The sequence below is a fragment of the uncultured Lutibacter sp. genome, from assembly GCF_947493565.1.
In the GTDB taxonomy this organism is placed as follows: domain Bacteria; phylum Bacteroidota; class Bacteroidia; order Flavobacteriales; family Flavobacteriaceae; genus Lutibacter; species Lutibacter aestuarii.
In genome coordinates this window covers 50,240-64,588 of sequence record NZ_CANLRG010000012.1, presented here as the reverse complement: position 1 = coordinate 64,588, position 14,349 = coordinate 50,240, and the positions used below count along the sequence as shown (strand labels likewise).

The following is a 14,349-nucleotide window of genomic DNA, read 5'->3' as shown; positions in this document are numbered from 1 at the left end:
CTTAAATTTAAACTTTGATTTCATTTACGATAAGTCTTACGACTTTATCGCAACGAAATCATATTCAAAATCGTTGGGTAAAATGGGCGATTTTCTACGGAAAATCTCAATTTGAGATGATTAAGCCTGAAAAATTTGATTGTTTAAGACACGAAAAAAATTGATTAATAATAAAATAAAGTTCAAAAAATCACTTCTACTCTATTTGACAAATTCGAGTTTTTTTGATTTGAGCATTGAAACGAATAATTGAAAATTGAATCGGTTTGATTTTAGCACAATTAACGATTTAAAAATTGAAACGGTACGATTGAGCAATGAAAACGGAAAAACTCATTGAAACGCACGATTTGAGATTTGATTCCGAGATTTTTCAAAGAATAATTAAAACTAAAATGACAAATTCAAGTTTTTAATAATTGTAACGGATTTGAAAAGTGAAATAAAAAAGTATTTAAGACAAATTTTAAATAATTGACAATTTAACGATTTTGATAATTGAAACGGATTGAATAACTAAAACGATTAAATTTTCAACAAACATAGAATAATTTGAACTCAAATCCACTTTACCCAACAACGCACATAAAAAATTGCTTAATTCAATTAAATTGAATGTTTTTAAAACAAAAAAAACTATATTTATTCATTGAAAAATTGCGTTTTAAAACCCGCAACTTTTCATGTCCAAAACCGTTGTAAAATATAGCGGATTACCAATCAAAAAGCGAAAAACTTAAATACAATGCTAAAAAATAGAATTTAAAATTAATAAAAAGAATATACATTTTGAAAAGAGTAATAACAAAAACAACTTTATAAAAAGAACATTTTAACCTTAAATTTATATAATTATGAAAAAGACAATTTTATTAATTGCGATTATTGTTTTATTTACAAACTGCTCAAAGGTTGATGACAATGTTGACAAACAAATTAATTACACTACTATAATAGGTAATACATATATAACAAAACAAAATTTACCTTATGAATCTCGTGATGCTTATAGAATATATAAAATGAATACCAACGGAACTATATCACAAGAAATAAGATTTGATAGCCCAACAGGTGAAATTTATCAAACAATGAACGGAAGTTACGAATACAATCATCCATCATTAGAATTAACTATACAGCACAGTATTGATGTATGCTCTAATTGTTTTAACTATTTTACAGCAAATGTACGTGATGATTTTAAGTCATTTTCATATACAATTTTTGATTTACCAACAGGAACAAATAAAGAATTAGTGTTTAATATTGTTGAGTAGATTTTAGAAGAAAAAGAAACAGAAGATAAATTTTTAACCTTAAATACAAATACATTATGAAAACCACAATTTTACCATTTATTTTATGCTTATTTTATTCTTTAGCTTCCTTTTCTCAATTTGAACTAACAGAAAACGGTATTACTGTTATAGATTCCGAAAACGATTATATAGTATATGAATTTGAAGGAAAAACTAAAGAAGATTTATATACTTCTGTATTAAAAACATTAACTGTAAAGTATAATTCCGCTAAAGATGTTTTATCTAAGGTTGAAAATGAAACTATATCTATAAATGGTATTCAAGCAGATTATGTTGGAGCAGGAAAACTTTTAGGAAAATATTTAGAAGTTTATGATTTAGGTTATAATTTAAATATTTCCTTTAAAGATGCTAAAATAAAAATAGACATACCTACTATTAGATTTCCAAATGAATCTAATGGTAGAACTTTGCACATTTCAGGAAAAGGAATGTTTAAAACATTTATTTTTAAAAAAGGGGAAGTAAAAGAAGAGGATGCAAAAAAACGAATCGAAGATTTTTTTAACATCCTCATAACTGAAATAAAGCAAGGAGTTGAAAACAAACAAGATGACTGGTAGAAAACAAATTTTATTTTAGATTTCTCCAATCTCAGCTGAATTGAGAATTGAAACCTTTAGATTTTTTTTTCCAGTTTGAAAAGCTACATTTTACAACACCTTATAAAATTTATGCTTAAATCCGATTTAGTACAAACTGATAAACATTCAACAAAAATTTGTTACGGCGGAAAAATCTCCGATTTTTACGTCGCACAAATCTTATAAAAACACGTTGTGCGGCATACAAGAAAAGCCAACCGCACAAACAGCACATTTGGTTTTTGCCGACACAAAAGCCAACGCTGAAAAAACCAAAAGAGCTGTTTTTTGCCAACGCTCGAAACACAAAATGAACTAAAATGAATGATGAGAAAATATTCCGCTAACTACTCTTACACAAACCATAATTTCGTTATTCAAAATCTAAACAGTTCAAGAAAAGAATCGGAATTTTTATCGGCAATACTCATAATTAAAAATTTAATTCAAAGAGGGAAACCTACATTGATGAGCCAATATTTGCAAAGTATTTATGGCTCAATACATAAAGAAACAGAAGCCTTTAAGAAACCATTTGTTCTTATAAATCAATCTAATCTAAAATGGATTAATACTATAAGAGGAGATGAAGAAAACAATTACTTTCCTGCAAGAACATTTTTGGAAGAACGAATTACTCAGGATTTATCGGAATATGAATTTATCAAACAACTAATAGTACCTGAAATTGAAATTAATCAAATTACGCAAAGAGATGATGAAAATTTCAGACACCAATGTGTTGACTTTTTCTTACCTCAAGCAAATTTAGTTATCGAAATAGATGGACAACAACATAAAGAAGAAATTGGAAGAGTTGTTGATTCAATCAGAGACAATCATTTAAGTTTATCTAGAGTTAAAACAGTTAGGATAGACACTTTAGATTTAGAAGCGAGAAATGAAACTTATTTTGAGAAAATTGAAGAAATAAAAGGCCAACTTGACACGTATTCACGATTTCTAAATTTATACAAAAACAACTTTAATCTCAGCTTCGCTGAGATTCCAGAAGAAATAAAAAAAACAAAATTATTGCCTACGGCAACAATTCGGTTTCAAATTCTAATTCTTGAATTACTAGAAAGTGGAGTATTAAATCTTGATGATAAGAAATGGATTATTGAGATTAAAAACAGAGATGTTAATAGTTACGAAAATTACGCAATTGAAGATATATTCGAATGGTTTCAGCATTTATTAAAGTTGCAAAAAATTGAGTTTAAGGAACCTGAATTTGAGATTAGAAATGTTGAGAATTTCAGTAATGAAAATTGTATAAAAGTTGACTTTAGTCTTTTAGAACGATGGACAGATGAAAATTCACTTAATGAAAGTATTATTTATGTTAGAACTGATTATTTAGACTTGTTTCATAATCGAAACAAAAACAAACTAGATAGAATCAATTATTTTAAACTTAGTACTTCTAAAAAATTTAAATATAAACTGCTTTTTAATGACGAATCTGATGACCTAGAAAACTTAGAGTTTTTTCTTAAAAACATATTTGAATACAATAAATTTAATAATGGTCAAATTTCAATTATTCAGAATATTTTAGAGAATAATACAACAATAGGTTTACTTCCAACAGGTGGTGGAAAATCTTTAACATATCAGCTTGCTTGTCTTTTACAGCCTTGTATAAGTTTTGTAGTTTGCCCAATAAAGTCGTTAATGTATGACCAAATAAATGACCTTGACCAAGCATACATTCAAAATATTGAGTCAATAAACAGCGATACTATAGGTGCTGAAAGAACAGAAATATTAGATAACTATGGTAATGGTAAATATTTCTTTGTTTTTATTTCACCTGAAAGATTTCAAACAAAGGATTTTAGAGAAAGACTAACTGCCATAAATAAACAATTAAATTTTTCTTATGCTGTAATAGATGAAGTCCACTGTTTATCAGAATGGGGTCACGATTTTAGAACCTCTTACTTAAACCTATCAAACACCATAAAAAAATATTGCCCAGAAATTAACTTTTTAGGCTTAACCGCAACTGCTTCAGTAAATGTTCTAAAAGACATTCAATTAGAATTCAATACAGACCAAAAAAATGTCAAAACATTAACAGATTATACTCGACCAGAGTTAGAGTTTATCGTAATAAATGACAATGGAAATAAATATAAAGAATTAAATTCTGTTATTGATTATCAAATTGAAGAAAACAATCTTTTTAATACAGAGTCTGACAATACTAAATGTGGTTTGATTTTTACACCTTTTGTAAATGGTGTAAATGGTTGTTTTGATTTGTCAAATAATCTCTCAAATAAATATCAAACACCAGTAAAATTTTATTCAGGTTCAAAACCAAGAAATTACAATAACGTATTAGATTTTGAAACATACAAGGTTAAAGTCCAAGATGAATATAAGCAAAACAAGTTCACTTTACTAACAGCCACAAAGGCTTTTGGTATGGGTATAAACAAAAAGAACATTGGATTTACTGTACATTATGGAATGCCAGCTTCAATGGAATCACTTTACCAAGAAGCAGGAAGAGCAGGAAGAGATAAGAGTGATTCTAAATGCTACGTTTTGCTAACAGAAGAAGACCCTGAAACTGATGTTGGCACAATATTTAACCCAGAATCAACTTACGAAGAAATTCAATCACTCACTGAACAAGTAAGATGGGATGGTAAAGATGTTTTTCGACAAATATTTTTATACCAAAATGGTTTAGATTCAATATCAGATGAGTTAAATTTAGTTTCAAGGCTTCACAATACATATTCTGAATCAGGAGTATCAAGAGTTGTCTATGCACGTAACTTAGATTCAAACAAAGCCAAAGTTGAAAAAGCAATTTATCGTCTATCAAACTTAGGTGTTATCGCTGATTGGACAGTTGATGATTTCTTTAATGGTGTATTTACTGTTACTTATAATAATTATACAGAAGAAAGTATAAAATCTACACTACTTAAATTCATTAAAAAATATGTTGACGATTTTGAGTTTGACAACCATTCAGACAGGGTTAAATACTCAAATATTTTAAACGATAATGAATTGCCGACATTTAAACGTTATGTAAAAGTTTTATTGCAATGGTCTTATGACAAGTTTGGTACAAATAGAAGGGAATCTTTAAAGAATGTATATGAAAACTGCTTAAAATATGATGATACACTTCAAGGGAAAGAAGCATTTAAAAAATCATTAGAAGCATATTTTAAATTTACTGAAGCTACCTATATTTTACAACACATTGCAGAAAACAACAACAAAGATTTCACAAAATGGTTTGAGGTTTTTTATGACGAAAACAACAACTTTGTAAGAAGGGACGATTTAATTGACTTAAAGGGAAATCTTCAGCGTTTTTTGGAAAGTTTTCAAACAAATACAGGCTTAAATCTTATAAATGGACTAACTAACCTGCTTTTAGAAAATTCATTTAATGCAATTGAAGAGCAAAGATTTTCAAAAGCATTCGATACTATTTCAAATTATGAAGAATCTAAATTTGATTATATAGTTGACCAAATTCTTGAAATTTCAAAAAATATAAACCAAAAAGGAAAAATTAAACTACTAAAATTCTTATATAAATTCAGTAAATCTGATGAAGAAAAATTACGATTTGCTAAAGAATTAGGAGATACAAAAACAATCCTTATTCATTATAACGACAGACTTAAAAACATTAATAAAAATATAGAAAATGGATTTAGAAAAATTGGATAGTGTTGTAAATGAATTGGAACACAATTCCAAACAACTAAAAGATTTTACAGATGTGTATTCGGAAATAAGCACACTTCAATCGAATATAAATCGCAATTTAGAGTTAATTGAACAAAACAACAAGAGCTTAAATTCTGTGAGTTCAGTGATTAAAAAGAAAACTGAGGAGAACACAGAACAACTAAAAGTTGCAAATAAATTTCTTGAGCAAAAAATTGGAGAGATTTATAAAGACAATAAATCTTTCCAAAAAGAGCTTGACGCAACTCTTATTACAAGACTAGACAAACATAAATCCGACATTCAAGTTGAAATTAGAAACGAAGGAACTCAAATACAAAGAGCATTTGAAACTACTTTGAACTCTAACTTTAATACAATGGAAAGTAAAATAAAAGAACGGTTTGAATTGCAATCTAAAGAAATGAAAACTTTGAAAATTTTAATTTTTATTTTAATTGCAATCGGAATAGGATTAGGAGTTGGTTTATATTTGAAATAGCCAACGCTAAAAGCCATACACATTTGCAATTCGCTTCAGCCAGAACACAAGCCCAAAATTGCAAAAGAGTATGTCTTTGCCAACGCTGACAGAACAAAAAGAAAAAATACGACCGCACAACATTGGCTATACGTAATGCGGGGGAAAGTGCTGATATGAAAGTAATTACATTAAACAAACTTTTCGGTATGCGGACAGTGAAGTGCCTTGAAATCCCGCACTACGCATAGCCGAGACCGTTGTAACCAATGCTATGAAAAAAATTACTACGATAATAATAATCTTAATATTGATATTTTCTTTTACTAGAAAACCAGGCAATGAATGGAAAAACAAATCTGAACTAATTGGAACTTGGGTAAATTTAGAAAGAGATGAAAAAGGATATCTGATTTATGACCCTTGTGATGGAAACAATAATTACATTACAATTACTGAAAATAATGTGATTTACGATTTAGGACACGAAGGCCCAAACAATTTAAAGATTAATTCAGTTAAAATATTAAACACATTAAATGAAATTGAGTTTTTAGGAATTCACGAATTTTATACGATTAGGTCAATTATGAAAATTATAGATTTTGATAAGAAATTGTACCTATTGAAATGGGAATTAACACCTAAAAATAATTCAAATGATATACGAATGGGGAAAATGATGATGACCAGAAAGGAATATGAAAAAGACTTTAGATTTATAGATAATCCTTGTGATTATGGAAAGGTTCCTGAAAAGAAATTCCTTCCAATTGAATATGACTAAATTTAAAAAAGCAAAGGTTACAACACCTCATATAATTTATGCTTAAATTTGAACTAACACAAACGACAAACATTCAACTAACGATTTGCTACGTCCGAAAAATCTCCGATTTTCCAGTCGCACAAATCATATAAAAACTCGTTGGGCGTCATTATGAAAAAGCTATGAGTATACAAGTAGAAATAAGTATTCCGAAACAAATTTTCAAAACTAAAGTTGCTGGAGTAACTTTTGAAAATTTAGATGGTTCAAAAAGACAAGAAATAATAAAACATTCGAGAATAAATGAAAAAATTTATCTTGAAAGAGATTATGAAAATGAATTTGACGTATTTGCTATAAAAGTTTTGAATAAAAACAGAAAACAATTAGGGTTTGTCCCTTCAGATTCAAGATTAAGCAGATATATTGATTCTGGAGGAAAAACAAAGTCTTTCATTTTTAGAAAATTTGGTGGAAAAACATTTTTTGACAAACTATTTTCAAAAAAAGGAAAACCATTTGGATGTATTATTGAAATCTGTAAAGAAGGAATTGATGAAGATAAATCCAAGAAATATGATGAGTTTTCCAAATTTGACAATGATTTAAAACAAAGATTGGAAGAGCTTTATCTAGCTGAAAAAGATGATTTGACAAAATCAATCGAACAATACAAAGATATTATTGAGATTATAAAAGAATCTGATAGAAAAGGGAACTTTGAAAAAGCTAATAGATATGTCAAAATTCCGATAAATCGATTGACTTTATTGTTAGAAAAAACTAAAGATTTTGAAATAGCAATTGAATATATCGAATGGTATAAGAATTATAAAGATACTAGAGAAATTACAAAATCAGATTTAGAATCAATTGAAAAAAGGTATAATAGACTGATTAAAAAACGAACGCCCAACAATGCATAACCAAAATTGTTTCATTTAGTAAAATAGAATGTTTCTTAATACTAATTTTATTAGTTTTATGAAACGAAAAATTGCAAAACCAAAACACAACTTTGGTTATTCTAAACCGTTGGCTTTCATACATAAGAACACTATGAAACAGGAAGAAACAATAATTTGGAGAGCAATATTTTTAGAGAAAATTGAGGATTTGTGTATAAAGCATTTTGGATGTCATTGGAGTAAAAATGAGAACTATGCATATAGTACCAACTTCTTTAATAATGATATTTCAGAAGCAAAAAGAAAAGGAGACAAAATGTTCCTCTTTAAAACAATAGTTGCTCAAGAACAAATTAATTTAGATGCAACAAAAAGAAGTAATATAGAATATCCAGATGAAGAAGAATGCGTTTTAAAACCAAATATATTCTTAAAAAAAGTAACCCTTGTAAACCGAGAAAATGAACCAACAGAATTCTCAGTTAATACAGGAAATCGCTATGACAGTTGGATATAAAATAATTTATTTATGAAAAAAATAATATTTCTAATAGCAATCTTAAGCTTCACTATAAGCTTAAATGCTCAATCAAAAAATCTTTCCGTTAGTAAACTCAATGAAATTGTTAAACTAATAGAGGACACTTACAAAGAACTTTACCCAGGAAATGAAAGAGTTAAAATGTCCTTATATTCAGAAACTTTAAATGTTAAAGTTTCTATTTATGATTTATCAAGTAGTTCTGGTATACCACTTTCAAAAGCTAAACAAATAATTAAAAACAATCCTCTTGGAATGGGTGAAAAACTTGCATCTATTGGACTTTTCCAAACAATTTATCGTAAGAATATTGGAATACGAAAGGTTAGAATTGACTTCGTTGCTTACGATGAGTCCTATTACGGAGGAACATATGACTTAGGTAAATTCTAAATAAAAAGTACGAAAAGCCAACAATGTATAAAAAAAATTGCTAGTTTTAGCTAACCCAAAGTTTGTTGCTCGTTTGCTAGCTTCTGATTTTCCTCCGGAAAATCCTCGCACACAAATACGCAACTTTCCTTATACAAACACGTTGGCAAATATTACGATTGAAAAAATTGAATGAAAAGACTTATTATTACAATATTGATTATTTTTAGTTTGTTTTCTTGTAAAAAGAAACCTACGTTTTGTGAGGATCCATATTCGATTAAGGAGATAAAACTTACTCCAGATAGATATAATGATTGCGGAAGAGAGATTGTTATTAAAAATGATAGTTTGATTAATTTTATAGCGGAACAATTATGCCTAATAGATGATGTTTCTTGGTCAACAGATACGAGAATGGACAGCAGAACTATAGAAATACAATTGACTCCGAAAAATTCAGACAAAAAATACTATATAACGAGACATACTGGATTTGAAAAAAACGTTTATAGAATAAGAGAAGGAACAACATATTTTAAAAATGATATATTATGTGAGTTGATTGTACAATTAACAGGAGTTGATTGCGAGAATCATATTAAACGTTTGAATTGAACAATATTTAATAAATATGATTAAAAAAACATTTGCCAACACCTCATAAAATTTATGCTTACATTTAAACTAAATATTAACGACAAACATTCTAACAAACCGATTTGCTACGTCCGAAAAATCTCCGATTTCTCAGTCGCACAAATCTTATAAAATACCGTTAGTGGCAATAAAATGAAAAAGATAGTAATCCTAACAATATTTTTATTTACGAGTATACTATATTCTCAACGCAATACAATAAATAGTTACGTCGTAAAATTGAGAAATGCAGAACATATTGATTGTGTCAATTCAATTTACATTAAAGAATACAACTATTCAAAGAGAAAAGAAAAAATTGATACTTCAAAATTTGTTAGTAAAGTTTTTTATGATAAAAATGATGAGATTATAAAACGTTTTGATTATTTCAGAGGGCTTGAAAAACCCTCTCAAATAATAACTTATGATAGTTTAAGTAGAATCTTAAATATAGAAAGAAATGATGGAAATCAAATAACAGAAGTTATAAGTCAATATTTTAGTAATAATTCTAAATATCCGGATTCTTTAAATATTTATTCAAATGGTTTAACTAAAAGGAAACAAATAATCAATCATTTTTCAGATACATTAGTTATAAAACAAGAATTATTTACAAATGATACTTTGAGAAATTATACCTTTTTTGAGTATGATAACAAAAAAAGATTAATAAAAGAACTTAATATAAATACTAAATATGGTTTTGGAATTATACTTGACAAAAGCTTCACAGGAACTGAAACTAAAAAAGATTTAAATCCAAATGATTCTACTTTTTATAAGTATGAGAATAAATTGGATACACTTATTATTTCTGAATATCAAGAAAATAAACTTGAAAGAGTCAAGAAAATATTAAAAAATGAGAATGTTGAAATAGATATTAAACAAGATTATTGGAAAGGTAAATTATCAAATACAGTTTCAACATTTAAGTGGAAGGATTCTTCAAAAACTGAATATCGAAGTTACAATGACAAACTTGAATTACGAAGTTATGGAAATACATTTTTCTATAGCGATAAAATTGTTTCGAAATGGAAACATAGTATGACAAATGATAGACCTGAAAATATTGTGATTACTAGAATAAAGATAATATATGATAGATATGGAAATTGGATAAATAAATCTTTTATTCTAAATGAGTTTAAAGAAAGAGAAATTAAGCGAAAAATAGAATATAACTGCCACTAACAATGTACATAAAAAATAGCTTCATTTAATAAAATAGAATGTTTCTAAATCTAAAAAATGTTAATTTTAAACATTGGAAAATAACGTTTTCAAAAACGCTACTTTTCATGTACTAAACCGTTGGCGGTCATTTAAAACAATGCGATAACCGAGAAACTATTTGACACAACTTGACTTTAAATTATAAAAATTATGGGAATCTTTGATAATCTATTTAACAAGAAAAATAACCACGAAAATGGTGTGTTTTATAGAGCAAATCTATTTCAAAAAAATGTTGCTTCACAAATTGAATCTGACTCTTTAGAAATAGCTATTAGCTTTCATCATTCACTCGTTAGTATCGATGAAAAAACATTTAAAGTCAAAACTCTAAACAGTAAAGATTTCAATTTTCCCATTAGATTTTCAGAAAAAGACTCTTTCACCACCACCAATATTGGAAAATTTGAAAATGGGAATGAATTCCGTCTTATTCAACCTATTGGCTTGTCTTTAGATATGGCAAAATCCAAAAATAACGCATTGGGAGGATTTACACTTGGTAGTCTTAACCCAAATGGTTGGGCAGTACATTTCTTTTTAACACACAAAGATGATATAAGACAAACTAATGTTTTGTCAAAAGGTAGTGATGAACAAATACAAAAATTAATACAAGGTTCAATGATGGGAATTAAGTTTGGTTTACCAAACAAATTTATTGAATTTTCAAAGCGACTTTTACCTATGATTGCAAACAATCCTTCACAATTATATGACTTTGATGAAAGCGAAGAATTTATTCATATAATGAAAAGCAACCTTGAAGTTTATGATTTGAATGAAAGAAATATTATTAATAAAATATAACAATTATGAATTTAAATTTTGTCTTCAATTCTGCTGACCATCTTCGTTATGAAAACGGTAGACACGTATCTGGTCCTCACGGTGGTGCACCACGTGCAGTCAAAGTTGAACCTAACATTACTGGAAATGTTGGATATACAGTGACGATGTTTAATACTGATGGACAATATGTTGTTCAAATGGCACCAAAACAAATGAAAATTATCCAACAAACAACTGACAAAATTATTTTAAGGGGTTACGGATATGATAATTTTGGTAGTTCGTTCGCAGATTATGGTCTATCAATTTATTATAAAAATGGGATTGTAGAAAAGTGCATTTTACATATGCACGACAGAAACATTGATATTGAATATTTGAAATCAGATTCCCAAACAATTGAAAAAGAATCTTCAAAAATAAGTGGAATTGAAGAAATTAAAATATTTCTAAACAAGTTTATACCACAACCAAGACACATTAAATTGGATTTAGCAGGCGAAACTGATAATTTAAATAATATTGGTGTTGATTATTATGAATCTGGAGATATTAATAGTGCAATATTATATTATAATAAGGCACTTGAAATTTATCCAATAAATGATGATGCTTTAAAAAATTTAATCGTTTGCTATAGAGAGACAGGTAATTTAGAAAAGATGTATGAAGCTCAAGAAAAGTTAGAATATCTTAAAAAGATAGGACTTTAAAGTCTAATAAAAAAACGAACCGCCAACAACGTACAAAATTAATTGCTTGGTTAGAGCCTACTTACGAAAATCCTATCGGATTTTTTTGGCTTGGTAATTATTTGCTAAATTTAAAGCTTAAAACACGCAACTAATCTTGTACAAACCCGTTGTGTAGCATTAAAACCAAAATCGTATGAAAAAAATATTATTAGCTATAACAGGAATAATTCTTCTGACTTCATTTACTGCCAAAACAGAATTAAGTGATGAATGTGACGTAGCTCAATTTTACAGAGCAGTTGAACCTGATAGTGACGTAAAAGTTTTAACAACTTCTGGAGATTTAGAAGAAGCTGAATTAATTTTAGTGCCAACTAAAATGGAAGAAGGCACTTTCAAAATTGAAGTTACTAGAAAAGGAAGCAACATCTATAAAGTTGAAGGAACTGATTATTATATAGAAACAAGATATTGCTATGAATACGCAACTTATGATGAAGCAATATTAAAAGTGGAAAGTAATTACGGCTACGATAAAGGAACAATAATATTTAACCCATAAATTAAAAATAGATGACAAAAAAATATCTGCTTCTAATCTTAACAATAATACCATTATTGACTTTCAGTCAATCTGCAAAAGAGATAGCAAAAAACTGTTTACCTTCAACTGTTTCCCTTGTAATGGAAGACAAAACAAAACAACCTATTTCTTTGGGTTCTGGTTTTGTATTAGAAAATGGAAAAGTCGTTACTAATTTACACGTCATCGAAGGAGCTAAATATGGTTATGTTCTTGAAAATGGAAGTTCTAAAAAGCATTCAATAAAAGGCTACTTTCAGATTGACAAAACAAATGATTTAGCAATACTTTCCGTTCCAACATTAACAGCTCAACCGTTGGCAATTTCAACTTTAGAAAAACCAGAAATCGGAGAAAAAGTATATGCAATTGGAAATCCTAAAGGCCTTTCTGGAACTATTTCGGAGGGAATTGTTAGTGGTATTAGGTCAATGGAAAATAAATCTTTAATACAAATCACTGCACCTATTTCACCAGGCAGTAGTGGTGGTCCTGTAATTAACAATAAAGGAGAAGTCATTGGTGTTGCTGTTGGCACATTAACTTCTGGGCAAAATTTAAACTTTGCAATACCTGTCAATTTATTAAAAGATTTAGCGAATAAAGATACTTCAACTATTTCGACATTAAATATATCAGAAGGAACAACTTCGCCAAAAACAAGCAAGGATGAAATAAACGTAAAAGATGGTGTTATTATTAGAAAAGTTGAATGTCATAACTTTTTTGGGGCTCAAGTTTCCTTTTCTATTAAAAATAATCTGCCTCATACAATTAGCGATGTTAGAATACTTTTTTTACTATATGATAATACAGGAACTGTAATAGATTATGTAGAACAAGTTTATTTGAAAACAATGAGATGGGAAAAAGATGGTATAAAACCTTTTTTAGCTAAATCATTTGGATATCAAAGTGGTTCAACAGGAACAGAATTCCAAGCTGAATACAAATCAGGCTATAGAATTAAACCTAGAATTTTGGATTTCAAAATACAAGATGAATAATAACGCTACACAACAACGTATATAAAAAATAGCGGTTTAGTCGCTTAAACAAAAGAAAATGAATAAAATAGAGGTCAGTTATAAACCGAAAAGATAGTGCTATAAAATCCGCTACTTTTCATATACAAGACCGTTGCAAGTAATTGTGGACGACACTCAAAACGAAAGATAAAAAAGATTGTAAATTAATAAAAACTGAAAAAGATGATAACAGCTGGAATGATTGGACCTTGGCAAATAATTTTAATTCTTTGCGGATTTTTGATTCCTATAATTGCACTGATAGATGTAATTAGAAACGATTTTACGAAAAACAATAAGATAGTTTGGATTTTAGTAATTCTATTTGCGAGTATACTCGGCGTATTACTATATTTAATTTTTGGAACTTCACAGAAAATTAAAAACTCAAACGAAAATGAATGATTTTCTAAAAAATGAGCATTGGAGTTTGAAAATTTTATATGCAATAGGATTGGTTTGTTTTCTGATACATTTAAATTATTTTTTCAAAGGAGAAGAAAATTCTTTCCTAAAAATAGTTACATACGGAATAATGACTACGTTCGGATTTAGAGCATATTTAAACTCTAAACGAAATGAACATAAAAAATGATGAAAAACAACGTACTTGCAACAATGGCTATATTACATTACGGCGGATTTTCTTTCCGAAAATCCTTTGTATATT

At 28.1% G+C, this 14,349-nt stretch carries 16 protein-coding genes; all 16 read left to right on the top strand.

All coding sequences use genetic code 11. The features are described from left to right. Positions 1-854: 854 nt before the first annotated feature. The 16 genes from Q0714_RS13565 to Q0714_RS13490 all read left to right on the top strand — a co-directional run bounded on the left by Q0714_RS13565 (position 855) and on the right by Q0714_RS13490 (position 14,274). Positions 855-1,280 carry a hypothetical protein gene (locus tag Q0714_RS13565; RefSeq protein WP_298265971.1) on the top strand — a complete coding sequence of 142 codons (426 nt, stop codon included), beginning with the start codon at positions 855-857 and terminating at the stop codon, positions 1,278-1,280. A 56-nt stretch (positions 1,281-1,336) separates the two neighbouring features. Beyond that, positions 1,337-1,888, top strand: a complete 552-nt coding sequence (locus tag Q0714_RS13560) for a DUF4468 domain-containing protein (protein ID WP_298265969.1) — start codon at positions 1,337-1,339, stop codon at positions 1,886-1,888. Between the two features lie 345 nt (positions 1,889-2,233). Then, entirely contained in the window at positions 2,234-5,626 is a 3,393-nt protein-coding gene (locus Q0714_RS13555) for a RecQ family ATP-dependent DNA helicase (RefSeq protein WP_298265967.1), read from the top strand. Then, entirely contained in the window at positions 5,604-6,128 is a 525-nt protein-coding gene (locus Q0714_RS13550) for a hypothetical protein (protein WP_298265965.1), read from the top strand. Before Q0714_RS13555 ends, Q0714_RS13550 begins: the two co-directional genes overlap by 23 nt. A gap of 289 nt (positions 6,129-6,417) precedes the next feature. Beyond that, positions 6,418-6,894, top strand: coding sequence for a hypothetical protein (locus tag Q0714_RS13545; protein ID WP_298265963.1), 477 nt, complete (start codon positions 6,418-6,420; stop codon positions 6,892-6,894). 164 nt (positions 6,895-7,058) lie between these two features. Then, positions 7,059-7,802 (top strand): HIRAN domain-containing protein, encoded by a 744-nt coding sequence (locus Q0714_RS13540; protein WP_298265961.1) that lies wholly within the window; start codon positions 7,059-7,061, stop codon positions 7,800-7,802. A gap of 133 nt (positions 7,803-7,935) precedes the next feature. Further along, a complete protein-coding gene (locus Q0714_RS13535) occupies positions 7,936-8,301 on the top strand; it encodes a hypothetical protein (RefSeq protein WP_298265959.1) in 366 nt (121 codons plus the stop codon). Between the two features lie 12 nt (positions 8,302-8,313). After that, positions 8,314-8,718, top strand: coding sequence for a hypothetical protein (locus Q0714_RS13530; protein ID WP_298265957.1), 405 nt, complete (start codon positions 8,314-8,316; stop codon positions 8,716-8,718). Positions 8,719-8,889: 171 nt separating this feature from the next. Further along, the gene (locus Q0714_RS13525; protein WP_298265955.1) at positions 8,890-9,315 is read left to right on the top strand and encodes a hypothetical protein; all 426 of its coding nucleotides are present in this window, start codon (positions 8,890-8,892) and stop codon (positions 9,313-9,315) included. 261 nt (positions 9,316-9,576) lie between these two features. Beyond that, positions 9,577-10,539 (top strand): hypothetical protein, encoded by a 963-nt coding sequence (locus Q0714_RS13520; RefSeq protein WP_298265953.1) that lies wholly within the window; start codon positions 9,577-9,579, stop codon positions 10,537-10,539. A 192-nt stretch (positions 10,540-10,731) separates the two neighbouring features. Then, a complete protein-coding gene (locus Q0714_RS13515) occupies positions 10,732-11,391 on the top strand; it encodes a hypothetical protein (RefSeq protein WP_298265951.1) in 660 nt (219 codons plus the stop codon). Between the two features lie 5 nt (positions 11,392-11,396). Next, on the top strand, positions 11,397-12,086 hold the full coding sequence (locus Q0714_RS13510) for a tetratricopeptide repeat protein (RefSeq protein ID WP_298265949.1): 690 nt from the start codon (positions 11,397-11,399) through the stop codon (positions 12,084-12,086). Positions 12,087-12,261: 175 nt separating this feature from the next. Further along, positions 12,262-12,630: a hypothetical protein gene (locus tag Q0714_RS13505; protein WP_298265947.1), complete on the top strand. Its 369-nt coding sequence runs from the start codon at positions 12,262-12,264 to the stop codon at positions 12,628-12,630. An 11-nt stretch (positions 12,631-12,641) separates the two neighbouring features. Continuing rightward, positions 12,642-13,658 (top strand): S1C family serine protease, encoded by a 1,017-nt coding sequence (locus Q0714_RS13500; RefSeq protein ID WP_298265945.1) that lies wholly within the window; start codon positions 12,642-12,644, stop codon positions 13,656-13,658. 204 nt (positions 13,659-13,862) lie between these two features. After that, positions 13,863-14,084 carry a PLD nuclease N-terminal domain-containing protein gene (locus Q0714_RS13495; RefSeq protein ID WP_298265943.1) on the top strand — a complete coding sequence of 74 codons (222 nt, stop codon included), beginning with the start codon at positions 13,863-13,865 and terminating at the stop codon, positions 14,082-14,084. Next, on the top strand, positions 14,077-14,274 hold the full coding sequence (locus Q0714_RS13490; protein WP_298265941.1) for a hypothetical protein: 198 nt from the start codon (positions 14,077-14,079) through the stop codon (positions 14,272-14,274). Before Q0714_RS13495 ends, Q0714_RS13490 begins: the two co-directional genes overlap by 8 nt. The last annotated feature ends 75 nt before the right edge of the window (positions 14,275-14,349 follow it).

Excerpts from the sequence above, each read along its gene's own strand:
- Q0714_RS13505 (WP_298265947.1), top strand. The coding sequence starts at position 12,262 with ATGAAAAAAATATTATTAGCTATAACAGGAATAATTCTTCTGACTTCA.
- Q0714_RS13560 (WP_298265969.1), top strand. The coding sequence starts at position 1,337 with ATGAAAACCACAATTTTACCATTTATTTTATGCTTATTTTATTCTTTA.
- Q0714_RS13490 (WP_298265941.1), top strand. The coding sequence starts at position 14,077 with ATGAATGATTTTCTAAAAAATGAGCATTGGAGTTTGAAAATTTTATAT.
- Q0714_RS13540 (WP_298265961.1), top strand. The coding sequence starts at position 7,059 with ATGAGTATACAAGTAGAAATAAGTATTCCGAAACAAATTTTCAAAACT.
- Q0714_RS13530 (WP_298265957.1), top strand. The coding sequence starts at position 8,314 with ATGAAAAAAATAATATTTCTAATAGCAATCTTAAGCTTCACTATAAGC.
- Q0714_RS13565 (WP_298265971.1), top strand. The coding sequence starts at position 855 with ATGAAAAAGACAATTTTATTAATTGCGATTATTGTTTTATTTACAAAC.
- Q0714_RS13495 (WP_298265943.1), top strand. The coding sequence starts at position 13,863 with ATGATAACAGCTGGAATGATTGGACCTTGGCAAATAATTTTAATTCTT.
- Q0714_RS13525 (WP_298265955.1), top strand. The coding sequence starts at position 8,890 with ATGAAAAGACTTATTATTACAATATTGATTATTTTTAGTTTGTTTTCT.
- Q0714_RS13500 (WP_298265945.1), top strand. The coding sequence starts at position 12,642 with ATGACAAAAAAATATCTGCTTCTAATCTTAACAATAATACCATTATTG.
- Q0714_RS13550 (WP_298265965.1), top strand. The coding sequence starts at position 5,604 with ATGGATTTAGAAAAATTGGATAGTGTTGTAAATGAATTGGAACACAAT.
- Q0714_RS13510 (WP_298265949.1), top strand. The coding sequence starts at position 11,397 with ATGAATTTAAATTTTGTCTTCAATTCTGCTGACCATCTTCGTTATGAA.
- Q0714_RS13555 (WP_298265967.1), top strand. The coding sequence starts at position 2,234 with ATGATGAGAAAATATTCCGCTAACTACTCTTACACAAACCATAATTTC.
- Q0714_RS13535 (WP_298265959.1), top strand. The coding sequence starts at position 7,936 with ATGAAACAGGAAGAAACAATAATTTGGAGAGCAATATTTTTAGAGAAA.
- Q0714_RS13515 (WP_298265951.1), top strand. The coding sequence starts at position 10,732 with ATGGGAATCTTTGATAATCTATTTAACAAGAAAAATAACCACGAAAAT.